Origin of the sequence: Leadbettera azotonutricia ZAS-9, from assembly GCF_000214355.1 — a bacterium.
GTDB lineage: Bacteria > Spirochaetota > Spirochaetia > Treponematales > Breznakiellaceae > Leadbettera > Leadbettera azotonutricia.
Genome location: NC_015577.1, coordinates 294,124 through 316,531 on the forward strand (window position 1 = coordinate 294,124; position 22,408 = coordinate 316,531).

Here is a 22,408-nt window from a genome sequence, read left to right on the forward strand (position 1 = left end):
AAATATTTTTGTTTCATGGAGAATATATAGGCGTATGCCTGTAAAAATGTTCACGGAGGTATAAAGAATGAAGCGATTACTGATGATCTCCAGCGTTTTATAATCAGCGGTATTACCGGAGGCGTGGTAAAAGGATGATCCGTACAAGGGAACCAGTAATTCTTGATAAATAAAGTATAGGACAGTAGAACAATGCATGAAATTATTTTAGACAGAAAAGACGAAACAGAAACTATCCTCTCCTGCCATGGTTCAGGCGCACCTGAAATGCTCTCTGAAAGGCCGGCCTTCTCCTGGAAGGTCTATGGCCTTAAGGGTAAACAGCGCTTTTACCATATCATTGTTTCTTCAAGCGAAGAAAATGTAAAATCTGCCAAGGGCGATATCTGGGATTCCGGCTGGGTTGAATCACCGGAGGATCAGAGAATTCCCTGTTTTGGGAAGACCCTGGAAAGCAATAAAGACTATTACTGCGCCGTGCAGATCAAAAATATGGAAGGTGTTCTGAGTCCTTTCGGTAAAACGCTCAAAATTTCAACCGGTTTCTTTGAAGAAAGCCAATGGGAGGCTTCATGGATATGTGCCCCTTCAAGCGGTGAAAATCCTCTTCTCCGCAGGGAATTCAAGCTTACAGGAACTTTAAAGCGGGCCAGGCTTTTCATTTGCGGTCTCGGGTATTACGAGGCTTATATAAATGGAAAGAAAGTTGGTCATAATCTCCTTGCCCCAAGCTGGACAGATTATACGAAACGGGTTTGCTATGTTGCCCACGATGTAACCAAGATGATTGCATCTAAAAATGCTCTTGGGGTGATGCTTGGAAATGGTTGGTATGCCAGCATTTATAATACCCCCCGGCCTGCTTTTATAGCCCAGCTTATACTTGAGTATGAAGATGGAAGAACCGAAAAAGTGATTTCTGCTCCCAATAGCGGCTGGACTGCGCATGTGGACGGGCCTGTAAGGAAATCGAGCATCTATATAGGCGAGGTATATGATGCCCGGAAAGAAAAAGACCGCTGGGCCGAATATGGTTTTGATATATATGCCAAGCCTTCTGGCGCCTGGCTGGAAGTGCTTGAAACGGAGCCCCCTTACGGGAAACTGGTTCCCATGGTGGAAGAGCCCATACAGGCAGTTGGCGAAGTGGCGGCAGTGTCGCTTAATCCGTTGGATGAAGATACAACTATCATCGACTTTGGACAAAATCTTGCAGGGCTGGTAAAGATTAAACTGAATGTTCCTGAAGGAACTCAGATAAAGCTGCGCTTCGCAGAAATTATCCATAAGGATGGAACCCTCAATACCGACAACCTCAGGGCTGCCCAGCAGACGGACGAGTACATTACCCGCGGCTTACCGGAAGAGGAATACATGCCCCGTTTTACCTATCATGGGTTCCGTTTTGCTGAGGTCAAAGGCGTACGCGGCTTAAAAGCCGGCGATGTCAAAGCAGTAGTCCTGCGGAATGCAGTCAATCCAAGGGGCCGCTTTAGCTGCAGCAATGATCTTATAAATCGGATTCATAATATTTGCGTATGGACTGAGAGCAATAATCTCCATGGGGTGCCTACCGATTGTCCCCAGCGGGATGAACGTTTGGGCTGGCTTAACGATTTAACCGTAAGGGCTGAAGAAGCGGTATACAACTTTGACATGAGCCGCTTTTACCGCAAATTCCTCATGGACATTACAGACGAACAGGGACCAAGAACAGGGGCCATTACCGATGTAGCGCCTTATAAAAATTTTGGCGGCCAGCCTGCGGATGCAGTTTGTTCAAGTTATTTAATCTTGCCATGGCTGCTCTATATGCACCACGGTGACAGGCAGGTTCTGGAAAAACATTATGAGGGGCTCGCCGCCTGGACTAATTATCTTAAAAACAACAGCAGCAATGGCATAGTGAATTACAGTTATTATGGCGATTGGGCTGCGGCAATTGGGGGCAATATTCAGGATAGTTTAGGCAATGGGGCTGTTTCAGCTATTACTCCCGGTAAGCTTATATCAACTGGTTTCCTTTTCCTTAACAGCAGGATGATGTCGAGGATAGCCAGAATTTTAGGTAAGGAAGCTGACGCACAGTCTTTTGATCATATTGCTGAAAGTTCAAGAGATGCTTTAAACCAGGAATTCCTTAATAAGGAAAAAGCTTATTATGGAACCAACAGCCAGGCCGCCAACACTTTTATGCTTTACCTTGGCATAGTTCCTAATGAGTACCGCGCCGGAGTAGTAAAGAACCTTATTCAAGATATCCGTGCCCACGATACCCACCTGACTACAGGCAATTTATGCTCCCGGTATATCTTTGATGTGCTTGCCGACAACGAGCAGATCGATCTTGCTTTTGAATTGGCGACACAAACCACCTATCCCAGCTGGGGATATATGCTGGCAAACGGTGCCACCACTACCTGGGAACGCTGGGAATATGTAGACAGCGGCCCTTTGCTTGGTATGGCTTCCCATGATCATCCCATGTATTCTACTATCAGCGGCTGGTTCTATTCATATCTCCTGGGTATCCGCCCTCTTGAACCGGGATTTAGCACTTTTACATTTAAGCCATTTATTCCCAAAGCTCTTAAAAGTGCCGAGGGTGTAATCAAATCCGTTAAAGGCGATATAGAAGCACGATGGGAGCAGGATTCCGGTGAAGTGCGTATGGCCATAACGGTTCCCTTTAATTCAAATTGCCGTGTGGTACTGCCTTATAAAGGTTCCGTCATGGTAAACAGGGAAAAAAGGGAAATCCAAAATGAGGCGGGTGAATATTTTATACTGCTTGAACCGGGCAGTTATGATATAATCCTTGACAATTTATAGTATTATGATTATCTTTATATTAGGTAATAAATATTTTTACTAAAATATTTTTGTTGTATCTTTATAAATACAGGCGTATGCCTGTAAAAATATGTATTTTTGGAGGAATTATAATGAAGAAGACTATGAAGGCAGGGCTTATCGCCCTGGTGCTGCTGGGAGTTTCGCTTTTGCCTGTGTTTGCGGGAGGCCAGAGTAGTGCGCCTGGAAAAACAAAAATCACCGTATGGGAACACGGAACCCAGTTTGAGGATAGCCTCAAACAAGTGATTGCGGGATTTAATAAAAAAAATCCCACTATTACTGTCGAGTATGAAATTAAGTCGACCGATTATTACAGCGTCCTGAATACGGCCATACAGTCCAGAGAAGCACCCGATCTTTTCTGGACCCATGGGAACAAAACCACGTATCTAGCGGATTATGTTAAGAACAACGCAGTGGTTGCGCTGGATGGGAAGGTAGACTTTTCCGTCATGCCACCCTCGGGTGTAGCAATTTCTGTCATTGATGGAAAGTTGTATTCTATCCCCTGGCTGACCATGGATACCCGGGCGGTTTACTACAACGTGGATATGTTTAAGCAGCATGGATGGACAGTACCCGCGACTTTTGCCGAATTTGAGGCACTGCTTGGCAAAATCAAAGACGCAGGGATTATCCCCATTTCGCTCTCCCCCAATGATTCTTGGGCATTACTTTTTGCTTTTGAGCCCATCCTGTCTGGCTTTGATCCTGTGTATACAAGAGGTTTGGACAATTATTCTGTATCCGCAACGGGCAAACCGGTGGGCGATGTCCTTGCCAAGATGCTTGAGTGGGGGGACAAGGGGTATTATGGCGCGAACTGGCTCGGGGTAACCGACAATAATGCCCAAATATTGGCTTTTACAACCGGAAAGGCTGCCATGAATATTGCGGGTTCCTGGGAGGCTGCGACAATCAGTTCCAATAACCCCGCCCTGAATTACAGCGCCTTTTCTGTCCCTGCAGCAGATGGCACAACCGGCCTTGTAGGGACACCGGCAAGCGGTTTCTCTGTAAGCTCAAATTCAAAGAACATGGACGCAGCACTGCTTTTTGCTGACTATTGTGCATCCCTAGAGGCGCAGACAATATGGGTGAGGTCACAAGGTGGTTTATCCGCTATTCCCCAAATCCAAGCATCAACAGCAATCGCAGATGCGATTTCTAAGAGCAGTAAGGGCAATATCTATACATCTTGGCAGTCTGTTTTGAACAATTTTTCCAGGGGTGGCCAGGCGGCTAACATTTATGACCAGGATATTACCAGGGTCTTTTCAAAGGATCTAAGCGTTGCCGATTTTTTGAAAAGAATTGCGGCAGAAATGAACTAAAATTGTCTTCCCGGAGTTTAATTAACTTATTATGAAGAAACCAAAAACACATATTTTATTTATAACTCCGGGATTCGTTCTTTATACGATTTTTGTGGTTTTTCCAATTTTCTATGTTTTGTATTTAAGCCTGTTTGAATGGTCAGGGCTGGGGCCAATGAATTTTATCGGTATAAATAATTTTATAACCCTATTCACCAATGAGCGGGTAGCACCGACAGTTTTCCACGCCTTGCTGAACAATCTAAAATATTTATTGTGTATGTGGTTTATCATAACGCCTTTTCAATATATTGTCGCATATCTTCTGTTTATCAGGATCCCTGCGTACCGGTATATAAAGTTTATGATCTTTTTGCCCTATGTTGTCAGTTTGACAATTATCAGCTTCTTTGCTACCCTGATCTTTAACCCGAACATCGGAATATTAAACAGCATATTGGAATCCATGGGGTTCGCAGGTGGAGCGTGGTTCGGCGATACCCGCTGGTCATTCAAGTTATTGGTCTTCCTTATCCTTTGGCAGGGAGCAGGTTCGGGTATTATGATCTTTTATTCCAATATGCTGGATATTTCCCAGGATATAATGGACGCATGCAGGATTGATGGTTGTAAAGAATGGCATCGCTTTTTCTATATTTTTCTGCCCCTATCATTGCCCGCCTGTGCGTCAATTATCACCATGAGTACCATTTGGGCTCTTGCGCTCTTTGACCTGCCCTTTATCTTAGGTGGCTCGAACGGCGGGGTATCAGGATCGCTGGACTTTGTGAATATTGTGTTTTACCGGTATACATTTGGAACCGCCATGCAGGGAAGATCGGACCTTGGATTCGGAGCCTCCATTTGTGCGGCAATGTTTATTGTAATGATGCTGATAACATTTTTGCAGAATAAATTGTTGTCTATGTTTGAGTATGAAAACTGATGGGAGAAGATTGATATGAAAAGCCATATAAAGGTGCAGCAGAGTGGGATGGAGATTTTATCCCCCTTTGCCAAAACCGTTAGAACTATCCTCTCCATCATATTAATAATTTATACCACCTTAATTCTCTTTGTAGTTGCAATGACTCTCCTTGATTCCTTTAAGACAAAAACGGATTTGGTCACAAATTTTACAGGATTTCCCAAGGTGTTTTCACTTGACAGTTACAAAGCGGTACTGTTTGATGATGATTTTCTGTCTTATTTCAGAAACAGCCTGATACTTACGCTGGTAGGAACAGGGGGCTGTATTTTTCTTTCCTCGTTAACGGCCTATGGTATTGCACGCTACGATTTTAAGGGGAAGGCATTTCTTACCAGTTATTTGTTTTTAGGTATGATGATACCGGTACAGGTAAGTATTCTGCCGGTATTCTTGATTTTGAAGAATCTGCATTTGCTCAATAATCTTTTGGGGCTGATACTTGTGTATATTTCTAGTATATCCATGAGCTGCCTGGTTTTTCAAAAATTCTTCCATACCGTCCCAAGGGCTCTGGAAGAGTCGGCCCGCCTGGACGGTGCAGGGGATTTTAAGATTTTCTTCAGGATTGTCATGCCCGTATCAAAGCCGGTACTACTCTCAATGGCGTTGATCACTGGGGTAATACAGTGGAACGATTTTTATATGCCCATGGTTTTGCTCGGGAGCCGTGCGACAAAAACATTAACCCTTGCTATTTACCAGTATGTGGGGCAATTTGCGAAATATATGAGTGAATCAATGGCGGCAGTCGTGATTACCCTGATACCTGTTATAATTCTTTACTTCCTGTTCTCAAACCAAATGGTCGCGGGTCTTACTAGCGGAGCCATAAAAGAATAAATTTGATTATTTTTCCCAATAAAGGACATGAAGGCAGCAAAGTGAAAACAGTAAAAGACAAACATGTTTTGGTTGGCGCGGATTTCGCGGGATTCCCACTCAAGGAAGCGGTCGTGAGTCATCTTAAAGCCAAGGGTTGGAATGTTACCGACATCGGGGTTAAAGCAAAAGACGAAAAAGATCCCGAGATGTTTCACCGCATAGGACTAAAAGTCGGCGCCAGAATTGCCGAAGGCGAATTCGAGCGGGCCTTGATTTTCTGCGGCACCGGCATGGGTATCCATATCGCCGCAAGCAAATGCCCCCATGTGCATTGCGGGGTGGTAGAAAGCGTACCCGCAGCCCTGCGGGCAATTACAGGGAACGGTGTAAATGTCCTGGCCATGGGCGCATTTTATGTGGCCCCCCAGATGGGCATGGATATTGCCGATGCCTTTCTTGAGCACAATTTGGGCAGTGGCTATGAAGACTGGGAGAATTTTTACGAATTCCACAAACTCGCCATTGATGAACTTGAAGCCTTTGACTACAACGAATTCAAAAAGAACGGCTTTGAGGTAAAAAAGCTGGGCGAAGTGGATCTGGCTTCGCCAAAATACGGAGTGCTGGCGAAGTAAAAGCCCGCCATGGGCTGATATTATTTTCTCTAAAAGCCTACTTTCCGGGCTTGGACCCTATCAGCGTAAAGCTTAACCCGCACTGATAGCGCTCGCCGCTTTCGGGGTTGGTGGCTTTCCCTGAAGCGTAATAGCCTACCGAGCCTGTGGAAAATTCCTTGGAGCTGGCTATAATGGTAGTCCATTCCTTTCCATTTGAATCCTTGATGCTAATCTGGAGAGTTGTCGGGGCTTTGGGGTCCCTTTTTGCCGGTTCTGCCATAATGTGCCTCCTGGGCTGGTTATTGAAGATACTATAACCTTAATGCTACTCTAAAGCAATGGAGAATGCCGCTATCAGAAAAAATTGTCCCTGGGTGTTGGCTCTTGTCCCACGTACAGCGGCGCTTTTTATCCTGCTTTGGCAGCTCAGGTTTTTGGCTGCAGATCTTTCCGATACCCCGGTGTTTGCCGCCGCCTTAATTGGTGCTTTGGGGGCTGCGATCTTCCTTTATTGGAAGGGCGCACGGCCTGTTGCGGGCATACTTGCCATTGCCCTGGTTCCCTGGGCAGCGCGGCTTTTCATTGCCCTGCCCCGCTGGCTGGCCCCAAATTTTTCTTCAGCTTTGATCCTCGATTCCCTGCTTCTCAACCTCGACAGGAATTATTTCGCAGCCCTCCTTCCTTTTTACTGGATCGCTGTAACATCGTTCTTTTCTTTGCGAAGCCGGGCTTTTCTCCGGGCCGATATTATCGCCGCGGACACCCTTTTCCTGGTGCTTTTCAGCATAGCCCCCTCGGCTGCCATGGAGGCTTACCGGTGGCCTGTGCTGATGATTGCTGTTTTCGCAGGGGTCTTTTTTTTGCAGATTCTGGCTTTTATGCTTTCCTTGCCGCCGGAAATCAAGTTAAGCAAAAAAGAAGGTGTCCTGGCTGCAGGCGCAGTTTTGCTCCTTGTCATTTTGGGAGGGGCCCTCTTTATCAGGCCTTCGCAGGAAAAAGCTGCGGAACGGGGCGGAGGGCTTTTGGAGCCCAAGCTTTTCCGTTTTGATTTTTCCCAGGTGTTAAGGCTTGATACAGAAATCAGCGTTAATGATGACCTGGTGCTCATCGTAAAAAAGGATGCTGAAGATACTCACATACTTTTAAGGCGCTATACCTTATCGGGCTATGATAAAAAGCAGGGCTTTTACAGGTTTGATGCTATTGATGAGAAGACCCACCCTCAGCGCCTGCCTGATCGCCCTACGATACTCGAAGAGAACGAGACAATTCAGGATTACCGCGAGACGGATCAGGAATATTATCTGGTCAATTTTGATTCCTCCGCGTTTATCGGCATGAATAAGCCTGTGGAGGTAGTGCCCTTTGAAACCTGGGATGCCTCTTCTTTTAGTTCAGCCTATGCAGTGAAAAGCCATACCAGCGAAGCCCTGCCTTTTGAACTCATCGATGCAGTACCCCAGGCGCTCTTTTCCGCTTCAAGTTTAGGTCTCAGCGAAGAAGACTATAAGCTCTACACAGAATACGGCGATGATGGAGAGATTGAAGCCTATGCGCGCGAAATTACCCAGGGCCTGGATACTTATTGGGAGCAGGTACAGGCTCTTTACGACTGGCTTAAGTACGGGGATTACCGTTACAGTTTAAAGCCCGGCATTGCGCCTGATGGGGATCAGCTGAAGTATTTCCTTTTTGATGTCAAAAAAGGCTATTGTTCCTATTATGCCTTTGCTTTTACCCTGATGCTCCGTTCCCTGGGCATACCCAGCAGGGCAGCTGCGGGTTTTTTCATCGATCCTGACACCAATGCCTTTGATTATTACCCTGTGCGGGCTGATATGGCCCACGCCTGGGTAGAAGTCTGGTATCCCGGCTATGGCTGGATAGAATACGACCCTACTGCGGAAGAATTGGCCGAGGGCGAGGAATTCCGTTTTTCTTCAGGCACTCCGCCAGAGATTTTCGAGCGTTTGATGAAAGAAATCCTGGATAACCATTCGCGCCTCAAACCCAGGGAGGGGGAAGGCGAAGAAAATCGGAAGAACGGTCTTGCCAATTTGGGCAGGGAAACGCTTAAATTTGTCAAAACCACCGGCCCTTTCCTGCTTTTGTTCGCAGTAATACTGTTATTTGCAATGCTGCGCACAGGTTTTCTTTTGCTTTCGCTCTTGGCTTCCGGACCCCGCCGTAAAGCCCTCTTTCTCTGGGCTCACTGCAAAAGGCGTCTTAGCCTTGGAGGGTTCAGGAAGCCTCCTTCCCGGGCTGAAGCGGAATGGGCAAAGTCCAGTGACAGCCGTTTTGCAGGGTTTTATGCCCTATACCAAAGCTACGCTGCTGCCCGCTTTGCCCAGGACTATATGCCTGAAGACTGGAAACTCATGGAGGAAAATTACCACCTCTTTGCAGGGGCTTATCATAATACGGTATCTCCCGGAAGGCGGGTTTTGGCCTGGCTGCTGCCGCCCCTGGCATTGACCCTGCGCAATTCAAAGGCCGGTACGGGCAATGGTTTCGCAGTATTACTGTTAATTGTCCTTTTTTCCCTGGCAGGGGATAGGGCAAGGGCTCAGGATGTTGCTGCAAACCCGGATGATATTTACAGTTTTGCGCTTGATGCCCAGAATGCCGAGAATTGGGAACGGGCTGTCGAGCTTTATAGCATGGGCTCCAAATATTACCCCGGGGATCTCCGCTTCCCCTGGGCCTTGGGCAACCTTTATTACCAGAGGCGGCTTTTCCGCCTAGCCTGGGAAGAATACACCAGAGCCGATAAACTCGCCCCCTGGGATCCTGACATCTTGTTCCAACTTTCAAGGACAGCGGCTTACCTCAACGAGGATACCAGTTCTGCCGCTTGTCTGGAACAGCTCCTCATGCTCGAACCGGACAACAGGGAGGCCATCGGCAACCTGGGATGGATGTACTACAAGATACACCGCCTAGAGGAAGGGGAGGCGCTTCTCATTTCAGCTATGGAGCGCATGGGCGTTGACGCTGATTTTTCCATGACCCTGGGGACTATCTATTCGGATATGTTCAATTATCCTGAAGCAAAATACTGGTACCAGGAGGCCATTGCGGGCGCCGAGAACATTGGCGACCGGCTCTTTGCGGCGGTAGCCCATTATAACCTCTCCATTTTGGAGAGCCGCTTCTATCATTTTGATCTGGCCTATGACAGAACCAATGCGTCATTGGAAGCCCTTAACCGCGCTTCGGGCCGCCTTGCCAAGGGTGAGCTCTACCTCCGCCGTATGGCACTGCCAAGAGCCCTTGAGGAATACCAGGAAGCCTACGAGATGGATAGTTCCCCCCTCTCTAAAGTGAACCTTGCCCAGGTGTACCAGATCGGGGGCCGCCTGGAAGAAGCCAGGCTCTATGCCGAGGATTGCCTCAGGGCAGGGGATCTTTCGTGGATGCTCAATTATGGCATTGATCCGGTACGCTATAGAAAAGACATCCATGAGATACTCAGGAATACGTATCAGGGCCTTGAAAAAGCCGAGGCCTTTGTGGTTCCGGCCAATTTCAAAGAATGGTTCCGCAAAATTTTCAGGGTAGTTTCGTATAAGTTCAAAGCCGAAGTTCACCGCCACCTCTTCCAAAAGTACAGCCTCCTTTCGGGCAAAGCCTATGGCGAGTACACCGAAGCAGCCGAAACCCATCTCGACGCCCTTACCCAATACTACGATGCCTTTGAACACTATCCCCGCCGTGCCCTGGCGTACCTCCGTCTGGCAGGGGATTATGAGAAAGCCCTGATACCCGAATCCGCCGCAGCCTACGATTTGGAAGAAGGCGAGCTTCTTAAAAACCGGGATCTCATGTACGAAACCATCAGCCTGTTTGATCCCCAATGGGAACGGGACATGATTACCGAGGCTTATACAGAGCTTGCCTTACGGGGCCCCCGGTTTGAAAAGCAGGATGCCGCCGAGCGGGCCTTTGCCCTGAACCGGGGCAGTCTGCGCCAAAAGGGGTTGAGGCTGCCAGTGGAAATTCAGATTGAAGGGGCGTCCCAAAAAACCGCAGGGGCATTGAAAAAGGCCGCAAAGGCAGCAGGCATGGATGACAGCCCAGGCTCCCGTTATGTGCTGACCATGAGGGCAGGCGAAAGCGGAATTGAAGGTGTCGTATTCTGTGAGCTCTATGATGGGGGCAGGGGCACTTCTGTATACCGTGGGAATATAAACCTTCCATCCCTTTCGGGCAGTGACAGGGCTGTTTTTTCCAGGGCATTAAGCGACAGGGTATTCAACGGGTTTTAATTATCATCTTTGGATCGTGCATATACGTAATGCCTCAAAATAAAATCTAACCGAAAGGAACGGCTGCCTCACAATAAAAATCTAACCGTGGCTAAACATCTTCAAGAGCCGAAGCAGCAAGGGACTTCTGGCTCTGAAGCTCGAAGAGAGCCATCAGTGCATGGTTGACCAGGCGTTTCTGTTTGACCGGATTGAGACGGGCAGCCCTGCGTCGAAGCTCGTCCTTGAATGTATCAGGAAGGTCAGGGGATTCCAAGAGGCGCCTGTAGGGCGACTTGGGTTTGTCGTACACCTTCTTGACCCTGGCCCCTATCCGCTCCTTGGCGATTATTTTTTCTGAAGGGTAAAAATAGTTGAGCAGGGGACAGAGATGGCGGTAGACCTCGGCCAGGGCGTCTCTGGCCTGGAGGGTGTCATAGCGATAGTACCCCACGGTCCTGCGGACGGTCATGTCGTTTTTCTGCTCCACGAAGCAGTTGTCGTTCTTGTGGTAGGAACGGCTGCGGGTGAACTGGACGCGGTGTTCGTCACACCATGCCTTGAGCTGGTAATTAATGAACTCCCCGCCGTTATCGCTGTCGATGCCCAAAAGGGGGAAGGGAAACTGGGAGGGGAAGAGAGACACCTCCTCTTTAACCCAGCGATGGGCCTTGTTGAGGAGGGCGCGGAGCTCCACCCAGCCTGAATAGACATCGGTGGCATTGAGGGTACAGCAGAACTCGCCTGAGGCGTTTCCGCCGTCATGAACCACCGTATCCAGCTCAAAAAAGCCCGGTTTCCTCTCATCCCAGGCATAAAAGACACGGATGGGGATCTGGTGCTTGAGGAGGCCGCCGGGCCGTGTGGCGCTCCGTCCTTTTAATTCCAGCTTCTTCCGTTCAGGCTTGAGCTTCCGGTCGATGGTGGCGGGGCTTATGGCAAGCAGCTGCGCCTTTACCTCCTTGGTGATGCCAAACTCCTTGCAGGGATTGAGGAAAGGCATCTGTTCCCGGAGGAAGGGGGAAAGCCTTTTCCCGCACATGTAATCAAAGAACTCCCAAATCAGTTTGAGGGCTTTTATCGTTGCCGCCTGGTAGACCGGCTTCCGCCCTCCCCCTGCTTTTCGTTTTTTAAACGCATCGGCCTTGAGCTTAACAACCCTTCCGGCCAGTCTGACCAGTTCCGTTCTCCCCCAATTCGCCAAAAGGTGCAGGGCGTATTTCCGGTTGTACCCTGTGTTCTGGACAAACTCGTCCAGGATAGCGGTCTTGCCCTTTTTCCCGGCTTTGCGATACCGCTTGCTGATTTCTCTGGCAAGCGCCTGTTTCTCTTTCATCGTTAACCCCATTGAGCCCTCCGGTACCCTTGTTACCGGATATAGGCTACATAATTTGGGTTAGAATTTTATTATGAGGCATTCCCTGTTTTGGGTTAGATTATTTATGAGGCAACGCGATATATTGACAAATTCCCTGACTTTAACTATACTTAAGTCATTGCATTATACTTAAAGAGAATATATGAAGTACCAATTTGGCGAAAAGATACGGGCTGTCCGGGAAAGGCGGAAAATAACCCTTAAGGAAGTGGCCGAGAAGGCGGGGGTCAGCGAGAGCCTGGTTTCGCAAATCGAGAGGAACCGGGTTTCCCCGGCCATAGATACCCTTTTGGCGCTGGCAGATGCTCTGGATATCGATTTGGAGTACCTTTTTGCGGATTTCAGGCGGGACAGGGACGTTAAAGTGGTGCTAAAGAAGGAAAGGACCTCATTCACCAAACCAGGGGTGCTCTACGAAAGGATGGCCCAGGTTGAAGGCCAGAATCGTGATGGCATCGAAGCCTATTCCATTGCTGTGGCTGTGGGGGCAAAGACGGGCAGCACTGAATACGGCCACAAGGGCTGGGAACTGGGCATAGTCGAATCCGGCAGGGCCGAGCTGACTGTGGGGAATAAAACCTACAGCCTTAAGCCGGGGGATTCTGCCAGTTTCAGGGCTGACGCCCCCCATGTGCTGGCCAATGGGGGAAAGGAAACGCTTAAGCTGATTTGGATTATCACGCCTCCAAAGGGCGAGATTGGCAGTTGAATTTAAAAGAGGACCTCCACCGAAGGTTCAAGGAGCGGAAGTATGGGAAAGACCTTAGCTGAAAAAATTTTTGAAGCCCATGTGACGGACAAGCCTTTTGGAGATACCTGGGTGCTTAAGCTTGACCGGGTTTTTTGCCATGAGATCACCACACCGATAGCCATTAATGATCTTGTTTCCAAGAAAATGGACAAGGTTTTTGATCCTGGCAAAATCAAAGCGGTGATTGATCATGTCACGCCCGCGAAAGATTCCAAAACTGCGGAGCAGGGGAAGATACTGCGGGACTGGGCAAGACGCCACAAGATCAAGGACTTTTTCGATATAGGCCGCAATGGGGTCTGCCATGCTATCTTCCCCGAAAAAGGTTTTGTAAGGCCCGGCTTTACGGTGATCATGGGTGATAGCCATACCTGCACCCACGGTGCTTTCGGCGCATTTGCGGCAGGGGTGGGCACTACGGATTTGGAAGTGGGCATACTCAAAGGGGTCTGCGCCTTCCGCAAACCTGAAACTTTCAAAGTCAATCTTACAGGGAAGCTTAAAAAGGGTGTCTATGCAAAAGACATCATACTTGCAGTAATCGGGAGAATCGGTGTCGCGGGCGCTACAGATAAAGTGATGGAATTCAGGGGACCGGCAGCAGAAGCCCTCACCATGGAAGGGCGGCTCACTATTTGCAATATGGCAGTTGAAGCAGGTGCCACAAGCGGTGTCTGCATGCCCGACATGGTTACGGTCGATTATCTCTGGCCTTTCGTTGGCCCTGATGGGGATAAAACGTATGCGGCCAAAGAAGCCGCCCTGGCGGATTTTTCAAAATGGCGCAGCGATGATGACGCTGTTTATGCAGGGTCTGTCGATATTGACTGCTCAAGCTTGGATCCCCTTGCAACGGTGGATTACAAACCTGACCAGATTAGAACAATACGGCAGCTTAAGGGTACCAAAATTGATCAGGTTTACATTGGCTCCTGCACCAACGGCCGCATCGAAGATCTCAGGGAAGCGGCTGCTATAGTCAGAGGCAAAAAAATCGCGGATACCGTAAGGGGCATTGTTTCCCCGGCCACTACCGAAGTTTATAATCAGGCTTTAAGGGAAGGGCTCGTCCAGATTTTCATGGACGCAGGTTTTTGTGTTACCAATGCCACATGCGGCGCTTGCTTGGGCATGTCCAATGGCGTTCTTGCCGAAGGGGAGGTCTGCGCTTCCACAACGAACCGCAACTTTTTCGGCCGCATGGGCAAGGGCGGCATGGTTCATCTCATGAGCCCCGCATCGGCAGCGGCGGCAGCCATTGCCGGGGTTATCACTGTTTTATAAAAGGAGCCGTATATGAAACATTTTGGCGGGCAAGTATTATTCCTGGATCGCAGCGACATCAACACTGATGAAATTATCCCTGCAAAATACCTCAATGAAAATTCCCGGGAAGCCCTTAAGCCGAATCTGCTTGAAGATTTAAAACTTCCTGGTTTTGATCTTAAAAAGGATATAGAGGGAAAAGGCGCGATCCTTACCAGGGCTAATTTCGGCTGCGGAAGCTCCCGTGAACATGCGCCCTGGGCCCTGGAAGCGAATGGCATCAATATTGTTATTGGCGAAAGTTTTGCAAGGATATTCAGACAGAATATGTACAATTGCGGCATGATAGCTGCCGAGCTGCCAAAATCTGTGATTGACGAAATCTTCAGGGAATTCGGCACAGTCGGCGCATCTCTCTCGCTCGATATGGAAAAAGGGATTTTGAGCTTTGTAAACGGGGGCAAGGGAAAAAACATTCCTTTTATGCTCCAGGGTTTTGAGAAAGCCCTGGTAGAGGCGGGCGGGTGGGTTGAATTTGCCGCCGCCCGGTACTAAAATAGAAGTATTATGTTTAGCATTACAGTTCAGCCCAGGTTTGGGGATATGGATATTTTGGGGCACATCAACAACACAGTCCCCGCAGCCTGGTGTGAACTTGCCGGAACTTCGGTATTAAAAATTTTTAGCCCTGATCTGAATATATCCCTGGATACCTTGTCTCTCATTGTAGCCCATACGGACTTTGATTTTCTTGTGGAAATGGGCATTAAGTCCGCAATAGAAATCAAAACATGGATAAGCAAAATCGGCACTTCTTCTTTTACGATTTACCATGAGATCTGGCAGGACAGCCGCTGCTGTGTGAAAAGCCATGCAGTATTGGTGTGTTTTAATTTTATTACCAAAAAAAGCTTTCCCATACCGGAAGATAAAAGAAAAATACTGGAAGAGCATTTTATCCGCATTGAGGAAGTTTAATACCCGGAATTGCTGATGAAAGAGATCTAAAGCCCTAACACTATTCCTGCGATTCCTGCGGCAATAATGTAAATAATGGGATGCTTTTTGAATTTATAAATTAGCACAAAAAGTACTAAAAAGAGGCAGGATTCCTTCCATCGTATTATTTGATGCCAAAGCTCTGCCGCAGGGTGATAGAGGGACAATGCTATTGCCCCAAAGCCCGCAGCGGAAAGAAGCCCCGCAGCGGCAGGCCTGAAACCTGAAAAAACGGCTTTCACTATTGCGCTTTCCTTAAAAGCCTGCAAAGTTCTCGCCACAATAATGATAATAACAATAGACGGAATAGTGAGGCCCAGGGCCGCAATATAACTCCCCGCAATGCCGGCATAGGTAAAGCCCGTGTAGGCTGCAAGGTTTACCCCGATTGCCCCCGGCAGGGATTGGGCCACCGCCAGCATATTCCCGACCTTTTCGCGGGTAAGCCAGTCATAGCGGTCTGCCATTTCAAAGAGGAAGGGCACTGTGGCAAGGCCGCCGCCTATGGCAAACAGTCCAATCCTGCTAAAATTTGCCAAGAGAAAGAGCAGTTTCACCGGGAGTCTCCTTTGCCGGCAGGCGTATTTTCAGGAGGCTCGGTCTTTTTAGGCCGATATGCCGCAAGCCCCACAAGGCCGGCGCCCAGCACTATCAGCATGGGAGAAGCATTCCATACTGCGGAGAGGGCAAAGGCAATGGCATAGATGAGAATAGCCTTAATATCCTTAAAGACCCCTTTCACCATTTTGATTACCGTATCCAGGATGAGAGCACCCACGGCAATGCGTATGCCCGTAAAGGCATGCTGCACCGCCGGAATATCGGCGAAATTACTGATAAAGAGGGCCAATGCCGTGATAAGGGTCACTCCCGGAATAATAAAGCCAAGGGTGGCCAGAATGCCGCCAAGAGGCCCCTTCTGCTTGTATCCTACAAAGGTCGAGAGATTTACGGCGATAATCCCCGGGGTGATTTGGGCGATGGTATAATAATCCATCACCTCGTCCATGGTGACCCAGCCCTTTTTTTTGATAAGCTCCCGGTCAACCACGGGGATCATGGCATAGCCGCCCCCAAAGGTTATGCAGCCCAATTTTAAAAATGCCAGGAATACGCTTAAATATCCTTTCAACGTTATACCGAAGGGGAACCTTCGCTCCTGTGGAGATCGGCGGGGGTTCCAGCCTTCGGTTGCACTATGGAAAGGTGGAGCTCGTTAAGCTGCTCCTGGCTCACCGTATTGGGGCTGTCGTCCAGGGGACTTTGGGCAAAGGAATTCTTCGGGAAGGCGATTACCTCCCTGATGGAAGTTTCCCCGGCCATGAGCATCACCAGGCGGTCAAGTCCGGGGGCAATGCCTCCGTGGGGAGGCGCGCCGTATTTGAAAGCTTCGGTGAGGAAGCCGAACTTGGACTCAGCCTCGGCAGGATCAAAGCCCACGATTTTGAAGATTTTCTTCTGGAGATCAGGATCGTGGATCCTTATGGAACCCGAGGCAAGCTCAAACCCGTTAAGCACCAGGTCGTAAAGGTCGCCCTTTACTGCACCAGGGTCCTGTTCCAATGTCGCGTGGTACTTACCCTGGGGATAGGAGAACATGTGGTGAGCCGCTTCCCAGCGGTTTTCATCTTCGTTGAATTCAAAGAGGGGGAAGTCCACGATCCAGGCGAATTCAAATTTGGCGGGATCGCAGAGTCCCAGATCCCTTCCCAGTTTTGAGCGCACTGCGCCCAGGGCGGTGTTTGCAATACGGCGCTTACTGTCCGCCACGATGAGGATAAGATCCCCCTGCTTTGCACCAAGGCCTTTGATAATATCGGCGGCCTGGGAAGCGAAGAATTTTGAAACTCCCCCTTCAAGTATGCCTGCGCCTACCTTCATCCAGGCCATGCCCTTGGCCTTGTAGATCTTGGCCTGGGCTTCGAGTTCTTCAATCTGCTTGCGGGAATAGTCCCCCTTACCGGGGACTACCAGGGCCTTAACACCGCCGCCTGAAATAGTAATGCCTTTGGCAGCGGCGGCAGCCTTGTCGGCTTCGCCCGCTGCAAGGGCATCCTTAAAAGCCTGGAACTCGCCGCCCGCCACATAGGGGCTAAAATCCTGCATTTTCATATCAAAGCGAAGGTCGGGCTTGTCGGTGCCGAAAAGCTCCATGGCCTCGTCATAACTGTAACGCTTGAATTGAGCGGGGAGGCTGGTGTTCAGGGTCTTTTTGAATATATGCCCCATAAGGCCCTCGACCATACTCAGAATATCTTCGCGGCCCACAAAGGACATTTCAATATCAATCTGGGTGAATTCAGGCTGCCTGTCGCCCCGTGCGTCCTCGTCGCGGTAACAGCGGGCGATCTGAAAATATTTGTCAAAGCCCGCCACCATGAGGATCTGCTTGTAGAGCTGGGGCGACTGGGGCAGAGCGTAAAACTGCCCCGCATAGAGCCGCGAAGGCACAAGGTAATCCCTGGCCCCTTCGGGGGTGGAACGTATAAACGTGGGGGTCTCGATTTCGTAGAAGCCCCCGGCAGTAAGGTATTCCCTGACCGCAAAGGCGACATCGCTCCGCAGTTTGATTTTGCGCTGCATGGAAGCAGTGCGGAGATCCAGATAGCGGTACTTGAGGCGCAGTTCTTCCTTGGCTCCGGATTCCCCATCGATCTGGAAAGGCAGTACTTCGGCCCGGCTTAAAATGACGATCTTTTCAGCCGCCACTTCGATTTCGCCGGTGTCCATTTCGGGGTTTATCATCGAATCGGGCCGGGCTCGTACCGTGCCCTCTATAGCCAGGCAGTATTCGTTACGCAGTTCGGCAGTCAGGGACGCAAGCTCTGCAGGGGCGCCATCGTCTACCACCACCTGGGTTACGCCGTAGCGATCCCTCAGGTTGATAAAGGAGATGCCCCCGTGTTCCCGCTTGCGGTGTACCCAGCCATTAAGGGTAACCTTTTTACCTGCGTCGGCCTTGCGAAGGGCCCCGCAGGTTACCGTACGTTTCATTGTTTCCATGTATTATTTATAGAGAATGTTGGCATATCATTCAATATGTATGCTATTTTTCCAGGTTCAGGCTGTAGCGGATAAGGCTTGGCTCAAAGCCGCTGCGGGCCAAAACCCGGGAGAAGCCTTCGAAACCTGCAGGGAGATCCACAAAAACCCGGGAGGCTTCCCCTGCTTTTAGTGCAGCAAGAAGCCGGGTGAGCAATGCCTCGCCTATGCCGAGGCCCCGGTATTCCGGCCTTACCTCCAGAATCCCTATGCGGAGTTCAGAATGTTTGCAGCCAGCCGAAATGAAGCCTGCGAATTCCCCGCCACCTGATTCAGACATAAAAGACATTTCTCCGGGAAATTTGGCAGCGTCTTCCGGTGAAATGCCTGCCTCTTTAGCTGCATCAATGCAAAGCTTATGAAGCTCCTTCGCAGCCTGAAGGTCGCTTTCCCGGAATTCGCGGAAGCGGAAATCCTCAAGCACCAGGTCGCCGGTATCCTCGGGCTCAAGGCCTATTTTTTCGAGGCCCCATTCTTCCCTTAAGGCATTGTACCAGGAGATGATCTCCTGCTTCATTTCCCGCTCTTTATATAAGAACCACATTTTTTCAGCTTCCGGATGCTGGCTCAGGGTGTTTTTAAAAGCCCTGAAAACCCCCCGCCCCCTGTTGAGGGCCGAAGTGAGTTCGTCCCGGATCAATGGATTGCGGAAACCTGCGGCAAAACGCTCCATAAGCCTGAAGCCGCTGGAAGAATCCCATTCGGGGAGGCTGATATAGCGGCCTTCCTCATCGTCCCCTTCTTCGGGGGGATCGTCATCCCCCTCTGCCACGACCCCCTCTTTCGTATCAATATGAAAATCGCCATCCTGATCTTCCATGGAAAACAGGATGTCATCCATGAGGGCTTCGGTTAATTCAAACTGCATGCATAATAGTAGGTATTGTTTTTCATATTCGTCAAGCTTAAATTCCCAAAAAAGAGAGTACTGTTCTGATAAAAACAAGATTGATGCCGACTCCTGCCAGAAGCAGCAGGATCGCAATGAACTCAAGCAGATTGGCTTTTTTATTGTACTGCCTTGTGAGCAGGGAAGGATCTCCCGGCAGAGCCCCGTAAACCGCGAATTTATCCTTAGGTTCAGCGGGGAAGTCCTCATGAACCCCGCTTTCGTCTACAGGCAAAGCGCCATATACATGCCAATGATCTTTTAACCGCTTTTCCCCTGCCGGAATAATGAAGGGAAGATTTTTCCGGTAAAAAGTGCCAGGCAGGGTCAGATACTCCCGGGCTATGTAAGATTCCCCTCCGGGAGAATGGTAATGCAGAAGAAGGGCAGCCAGATCCCTATAAGCCCTGAGTATGCACACCCGCCACCAAAGCCTGCGATATACAATGGTAAAAAGAATGCCCGGAGGTACCCAGGGAAGAAGGGGGATGAAGAGGGCTGTAAGGGCGCTGACGGTAACTTCCCTGAACGCAGGCCGCGAGAAAAAGGCAAGGGCTATGATGATTTGCGCAAAAGCCCCCAGTATCAAAGAGTAGGGAGTAAAACGATTGATGTATTCGTTTTTTGCCCGCCCTGCCCTGATTGCCCTTATTGCAAGGAAGCGATCCCCGCCCTCGTAAAAAAGAACCAGCAGGGATTTTTCCGGGGTTGATACAAAGACGCGGCGCTTGTTTTTTACAGCTACAGTGCCTCCCACAAAAACTTTGGCTTCCCCTGTAAGGGCAGCAATGCGATCCCATTGTATGCGCTCGGGCGCCTCTTCGCCAGGATCAAAGGCTGCGGGGATCCCTTCTTCGGATGTGTTGGGAAGCATAAAGGCATAGGCCCCGTCAAGCTCCACCGGCATGGTCAGTTTTCCGCTCCGTATCCAGAGCACCTTGTCCTCGGTAACAGATTCAAAATTGCCGGCAAAGTGGAACTCCGCCGGACCCGTATCCAGGCTGTGGCTCGAAGCATAGTCCAGCAGAGGGCTGGATCTTAAATTATCAAAACGCCTTCGAAAGCGCTTCCAGTTTTCTCGAACGATGAAAGCCCCTATTGTGGGAATCAGGGCATACCAGACAAATGCCATTCCGATAATGACTAGGAAATTTTGTGGTCTCAGGGTATTATCCTCCTATGGAAGAACAAATCATAGAATGCCTCCCAGTTGGCAGTCTGGCCGCAAATTGTTGGATCTATTCTCCGGAAGGGGAAGCCGGAAACGGCTTTAGGCCCTGCACAGTTATCGATCCCGGAGACGAAGCACCTTATATTATATCAGTATTGCGGAAATTAAAACTCCGTCCAACATACATACTGTTAACCCATGGCCACTTTGATCATCTTACGGGCCTGCCCGGTTTGGCTGAAGCCTTTCCTGACGCAAAGATCGCCATACACAAGGACGATGCTCATTATGCACCCAAGGCCCAACTCCTCCTTTCTGAAGGCGATACCGCGGGCCCTTTCAAAGTGCTTCACCTCCCGGGCCATACAGAAGGCTGTGTTGGCTATTATGACGAAAAAACCGGCGTCCTCTTTACCGGGGACACCCTGTTCTGCGGGGATTACGGCCGCACCGATCTTCCCGGCGGCGACTTCAATAAACTTGTGCAAAGCTTAAAACGCCTTTTTGCCATGGACCCGGAAATATCAGTCTGTCCGGGGCATGGGCCGGGTACCACCATTGGGATCGAGGCAAAGAGGGGCATGGTTTAAAACATCAGACATCCGCGAGGGCTTCTACGGGGGCCAGCTTGGCTGCCCGCTCCGTATCTATACAGTATATTAATTTTTTGATATTACGCAAGGTTTTTAAGCATTTTGAACGGCCCTTGGCAAAACAGCGATTTTATGCTAGGGTAGTGTCTACAAGGAGTTTTAATGAGCGTACGAGCAACAGAACGATTGATTGGAGACGTAGTTATTGCAACAGGCCTCGCAAACAGCCCCAAAATGGTGGTTCAGAGTGTCAATATTGATGCCAAAACAGTGACCACTGTATGGTTTTCTGATACCCACGAGGGGCAGGAAGCCGTATTTCCGGCCAGTTCTTTGGACAGGTTTGAAGCCCCTGCTGCCCCGGCCAAGGCGTCGAAGAAACCAGGAAAGAGAAAGTAATCAGCAATGCTAACGGCCCTCGTCAGAGGCCGTTAGCTGTCCGAACCGCATACCCTCCGGCCCCTGCATATCCAATATACTTTTGTTTATTATACAATCAAGCACAGTGCCTGTTTATCTTATAGTAGTATCAGCCTTGATTTTTATAAGCCTCGCCACAATTATCTTTAACAGAATGATCGTCGTTGTGTATACGCTTGAATCTTCAGCCCTTAAGGCAGGGGCTTCCATTAATATTGTGCTTGCCTCGGATCTTCACAGCACCAAATATGGAAAGGATCAAAGCCGCCTTCTTGACGCAATTAAAAACCAAAACCCTGACCTCGTTTTATTGACCGGTGATATTATCGACGAGCATTACCGGCTTTTCCCCATAGAAAGGGCAATGCTTTTCTTAAAGGGCATAGCGGCCTTGTGCCCGGTTTTCTTTGTCCCCGGCAACCATGAATTCTATACCAGGGATATTGCCAATATACGCCAAAAATTGAAATCCTTCGGCATCCATACCCTCTCTGATAATTATGAGCGCATTCAAATCAAAGGAAGCCATCTGCTCATTGCGGGCATAGAAGATCCGGAAAAAGAAATCTACGAAGATCCCGGGTACAGCCAGGGCGAAGCTATGGAAAAAGCCTTTGCGGGCTTAAGCGAAATCGCTTCCTATAAAATACTCCTGGCCCACCACCCCGAGCGCATAGAGAGTTACCTCAAATACCCCTTTGATCTCGTGGTCTCCGGCCATGCCCATGGCGGCCAATTCCGCATCCCCCGTATCATGAACGGCCTCTATGCGCCCCACCAGGGCCTGTTCCCAAAATACGCAGGGGGGCTTTATGCCTACGGTAGGCAGACCCATATTGTGAGCCGGGGGCTTGCGGCGAACATACTGCCCAGGTATTTCAACAACCCGGAGCTGGTGGTCATTAAGCTGAAAGATTCACAAAAACCGTAAAAATCCATATTTCAGAAAATTCGGAGCCGAAGGGCTTGACAAGTTATTCGGTTTCTTTTAATGTTTCTATTAACAGAAACGTTTCTCTATATAGAAACGAATTAACAAGAGAACCTCTA

The 22,408-nt window shown here is 49.3% G+C and carries 20 protein-coding genes; 13 read left to right on the top strand and 7 right to left on the bottom strand.

Translation table 11 applies throughout. From position 1 onward, the window contains the following. Positions 1 to 192: 192 nt before the first annotated feature. The 5 genes from TREAZ_RS01260 to TREAZ_RS01280 all read left to right on the top strand — a co-directional run bounded on the left by TREAZ_RS01260 (position 193) and on the right by TREAZ_RS01280 (position 6,620). Positions 193 to 2,832, top strand: coding sequence for an alpha-L-rhamnosidase (locus TREAZ_RS01260; protein ID WP_015709975.1), 2,640 nt, complete (start codon positions 193 to 195; stop codon positions 2,830 to 2,832). A gap of 113 nt (positions 2,833 to 2,945) precedes the next feature. Beyond that, a complete protein-coding gene (locus tag TREAZ_RS01265; protein ID WP_015709976.1) occupies positions 2,946 to 4,190 on the top strand; it encodes an ABC transporter substrate-binding protein in 1,245 nt (414 codons plus the stop codon). Positions 4,191 to 4,221: 31 nt separating this feature from the next. Next, positions 4,222 to 5,118, top strand: coding sequence for a carbohydrate ABC transporter permease (locus tag TREAZ_RS01270; RefSeq protein WP_015709977.1), 897 nt, complete (start codon positions 4,222 to 4,224; stop codon positions 5,116 to 5,118). A 15-nt stretch (positions 5,119 to 5,133) separates the two neighbouring features. After that, positions 5,134 to 6,003: a carbohydrate ABC transporter permease gene (locus TREAZ_RS01275; RefSeq protein ID WP_043922680.1), complete on the top strand. Its 870-nt coding sequence runs from the start codon at positions 5,134 to 5,136 to the stop codon at positions 6,001 to 6,003. Between the two features lie 41 nt (positions 6,004 to 6,044). Further along, positions 6,045 to 6,620 (top strand): RpiB/LacA/LacB family sugar-phosphate isomerase, encoded by a 576-nt coding sequence (locus TREAZ_RS01280; RefSeq protein ID WP_043923213.1) that lies wholly within the window; start codon positions 6,045 to 6,047, stop codon positions 6,618 to 6,620. Positions 6,621 to 6,657: 37 nt separating this feature from the next. Here TREAZ_RS01280 and TREAZ_RS01285 read toward each other — a convergent pair whose 3' ends face one another. Continuing rightward, the gene (locus tag TREAZ_RS01285) at positions 6,658 to 6,882 is read right to left on the bottom strand and encodes a hypothetical protein (RefSeq protein WP_015709980.1); all 225 of its coding nucleotides are present in this window, start codon (positions 6,880 to 6,882) and stop codon (positions 6,658 to 6,660) included. A gap of 58 nt (positions 6,883 to 6,940) precedes the next feature. On the opposite strand from TREAZ_RS01285, the gene TREAZ_RS01290 reads away from it, so the two are divergent. Beyond that, positions 6,941 to 10,870: a transglutaminase domain-containing protein gene (locus TREAZ_RS01290; protein WP_015709981.1), complete on the top strand. Its 3,930-nt coding sequence runs from the start codon at positions 6,941 to 6,943 to the stop codon at positions 10,868 to 10,870. A gap of 91 nt (positions 10,871 to 10,961) precedes the next feature. Here the strand turns inward: TREAZ_RS01290 and TREAZ_RS01295 are convergent, their stop codons facing one another. Beyond that, a complete protein-coding gene (locus TREAZ_RS01295; RefSeq protein WP_015709982.1) occupies positions 10,962 to 12,197 on the bottom strand; it encodes an integrase catalytic domain-containing protein in 1,236 nt (411 codons plus the stop codon). Between the two features lie 172 nt (positions 12,198 to 12,369). On the opposite strand from TREAZ_RS01295, the gene TREAZ_RS01300 reads away from it, so the two are divergent. The 4 genes from TREAZ_RS01300 to TREAZ_RS01315 are packed head-to-tail and all read left to right on the top strand — an operon-like array spanning position 12,370 to position 15,222. After that, positions 12,370 to 12,936, top strand: coding sequence for a helix-turn-helix domain-containing protein (locus TREAZ_RS01300; RefSeq protein WP_015709983.1), 567 nt, complete (start codon positions 12,370 to 12,372; stop codon positions 12,934 to 12,936). Positions 12,937 to 12,978: 42 nt separating this feature from the next. Next, the gene (locus tag TREAZ_RS01305) at positions 12,979 to 14,262 is read left to right on the top strand and encodes a 3-isopropylmalate dehydratase large subunit (protein ID WP_015709984.1); all 1,284 of its coding nucleotides are present in this window, start codon (positions 12,979 to 12,981) and stop codon (positions 14,260 to 14,262) included. 12 nt (positions 14,263 to 14,274) lie between these two features. After that, the gene (locus TREAZ_RS01310; RefSeq protein WP_015709985.1) at positions 14,275 to 14,799 is read left to right on the top strand and encodes a 3-isopropylmalate dehydratase small subunit; all 525 of its coding nucleotides are present in this window, start codon (positions 14,275 to 14,277) and stop codon (positions 14,797 to 14,799) included. Positions 14,800 to 14,811: 12 nt separating this feature from the next. After that, positions 14,812 to 15,222 carry an acyl-CoA thioesterase gene (locus TREAZ_RS01315; protein WP_015709986.1) on the top strand — a complete coding sequence of 137 codons (411 nt, stop codon included), beginning with the start codon at positions 14,812 to 14,814 and terminating at the stop codon, positions 15,220 to 15,222. 26 nt (positions 15,223 to 15,248) lie between these two features. Here the strand turns inward: TREAZ_RS01315 and TREAZ_RS01320 are convergent, their stop codons facing one another. Genes TREAZ_RS01320 through TREAZ_RS01340 form a run of 5 tightly spaced genes read right to left on the bottom strand, consistent with a single transcriptional unit; the run spans position 15,249 to position 20,306 of the window. Beyond that, the gene (locus TREAZ_RS01320; RefSeq protein ID WP_015709987.1) at positions 15,249 to 15,800 is read right to left on the bottom strand and encodes a chromate transporter; all 552 of its coding nucleotides are present in this window, start codon (positions 15,798 to 15,800) and stop codon (positions 15,249 to 15,251) included. Then, a complete protein-coding gene (locus TREAZ_RS01325) occupies positions 15,797 to 16,375 on the bottom strand; it encodes a chromate transporter (protein WP_015709988.1) in 579 nt (192 codons plus the stop codon). Before TREAZ_RS01325 ends, TREAZ_RS01320 begins: the two co-directional genes overlap by 4 nt. 2 nt (positions 16,376 to 16,377) lie before the next feature. Further along, the gene (gene aspS, locus TREAZ_RS01330) at positions 16,378 to 18,237 is read right to left on the bottom strand and encodes an aspartate--tRNA ligase (protein ID WP_043922689.1); all 1,860 of its coding nucleotides are present in this window, start codon (positions 18,235 to 18,237) and stop codon (positions 16,378 to 16,380) included. Positions 18,238 to 18,289: 52 nt separating this feature from the next. Then, positions 18,290 to 19,153 carry a GNAT family N-acetyltransferase gene (locus TREAZ_RS01335; RefSeq protein WP_015709990.1) on the bottom strand — a complete coding sequence of 288 codons (864 nt, stop codon included), beginning with the start codon at positions 19,151 to 19,153 and terminating at the stop codon, positions 18,290 to 18,292. A 37-nt stretch (positions 19,154 to 19,190) separates the two neighbouring features. Further along, positions 19,191 to 20,306: a hypothetical protein gene (locus tag TREAZ_RS01340; RefSeq protein ID WP_015709991.1), complete on the bottom strand. Its 1,116-nt coding sequence runs from the start codon at positions 20,304 to 20,306 to the stop codon at positions 19,191 to 19,193. Positions 20,307 to 20,353: 47 nt separating this feature from the next. On the opposite strand from TREAZ_RS01340, the gene TREAZ_RS01345 reads away from it, so the two are divergent. The 3 genes from TREAZ_RS01345 (at position 20,354) to TREAZ_RS01355 (ending at position 22,289) form a co-directional block, all read left to right on the top strand. Then, complete coding sequence (locus tag TREAZ_RS01345; protein WP_015709992.1) at positions 20,354 to 20,935, top strand: MBL fold metallo-hydrolase; 582 nt, start codon at positions 20,354 to 20,356, stop codon at positions 20,933 to 20,935. A 165-nt stretch (positions 20,936 to 21,100) separates the two neighbouring features. Next, the gene (locus TREAZ_RS01350) at positions 21,101 to 21,337 is read left to right on the top strand and encodes a hypothetical protein (RefSeq protein WP_015709993.1); all 237 of its coding nucleotides are present in this window, start codon (positions 21,101 to 21,103) and stop codon (positions 21,335 to 21,337) included. 106 nt (positions 21,338 to 21,443) lie between these two features. Further along, positions 21,444 to 22,289: a metallophosphoesterase gene (locus TREAZ_RS01355; protein WP_052297618.1), complete on the top strand. Its 846-nt coding sequence runs from the start codon at positions 21,444 to 21,446 to the stop codon at positions 22,287 to 22,289. The last annotated feature ends 119 nt before the right edge of the window (positions 22,290 to 22,408 follow it).

What these genes read in the sequence shown, in the direction of transcription:
- TREAZ_RS01260 (WP_015709975.1), top strand. Translation starts at nt 193, where the DNA reads ATGCATGAAATTATTTTAGACAGAAAAGACGAAACAGAAACTATCCTC.
- TREAZ_RS01265 (WP_015709976.1), top strand. Translation starts at nt 2,946, where the DNA reads ATGAAGAAGACTATGAAGGCAGGGCTTATCGCCCTGGTGCTGCTGGGA.
- TREAZ_RS01270 (WP_015709977.1), top strand. Translation starts at nt 4,222, where the DNA reads ATGAAGAAACCAAAAACACATATTTTATTTATAACTCCGGGATTCGTT.
- TREAZ_RS01275 (WP_043922680.1), top strand. Translation starts at nt 5,134, where the DNA reads ATGAAAAGCCATATAAAGGTGCAGCAGAGTGGGATGGAGATTTTATCC.
- TREAZ_RS01285 (WP_015709980.1), bottom strand. Translation starts at nt 6,882, where the DNA reads ATGGCAGAACCGGCAAAAAGGGACCCCAAAGCCCCGACAACTCTCCAG.
- TREAZ_RS01290 (WP_015709981.1), top strand. Translation starts at nt 6,941, where the DNA reads ATGGAGAATGCCGCTATCAGAAAAAATTGTCCCTGGGTGTTGGCTCTT.
- TREAZ_RS01295 (WP_015709982.1), bottom strand. Translation starts at nt 12,197, where the DNA reads ATGGGGTTAACGATGAAAGAGAAACAGGCGCTTGCCAGAGAAATCAGC.
- TREAZ_RS01300 (WP_015709983.1), top strand. Translation starts at nt 12,370, where the DNA reads ATGAAGTACCAATTTGGCGAAAAGATACGGGCTGTCCGGGAAAGGCGG.
- TREAZ_RS01305 (WP_015709984.1), top strand. Translation starts at nt 12,979, where the DNA reads ATGGGAAAGACCTTAGCTGAAAAAATTTTTGAAGCCCATGTGACGGAC.
- TREAZ_RS01310 (WP_015709985.1), top strand. Translation starts at nt 14,275, where the DNA reads ATGAAACATTTTGGCGGGCAAGTATTATTCCTGGATCGCAGCGACATC.
- TREAZ_RS01315 (WP_015709986.1), top strand. Translation starts at nt 14,812, where the DNA reads ATGTTTAGCATTACAGTTCAGCCCAGGTTTGGGGATATGGATATTTTG.
- aspS (WP_043922689.1), bottom strand. Translation starts at nt 18,237, where the DNA reads ATGAAACGTACGGTAACCTGCGGGGCCCTTCGCAAGGCCGACGCAGGT.
- TREAZ_RS01335 (WP_015709990.1), bottom strand. Translation starts at nt 19,153, where the DNA reads ATGCAGTTTGAATTAACCGAAGCCCTCATGGATGACATCCTGTTTTCC.
- TREAZ_RS01340 (WP_015709991.1), bottom strand. Translation starts at nt 20,306, where the DNA reads ATGGCATTTGTCTGGTATGCCCTGATTCCCACAATAGGGGCTTTCATC.
- TREAZ_RS01345 (WP_015709992.1), top strand. Translation starts at nt 20,354, where the DNA reads ATGGAAGAACAAATCATAGAATGCCTCCCAGTTGGCAGTCTGGCCGCA.
- TREAZ_RS01350 (WP_015709993.1), top strand. Translation starts at nt 21,101, where the DNA reads ATGAGCGTACGAGCAACAGAACGATTGATTGGAGACGTAGTTATTGCA.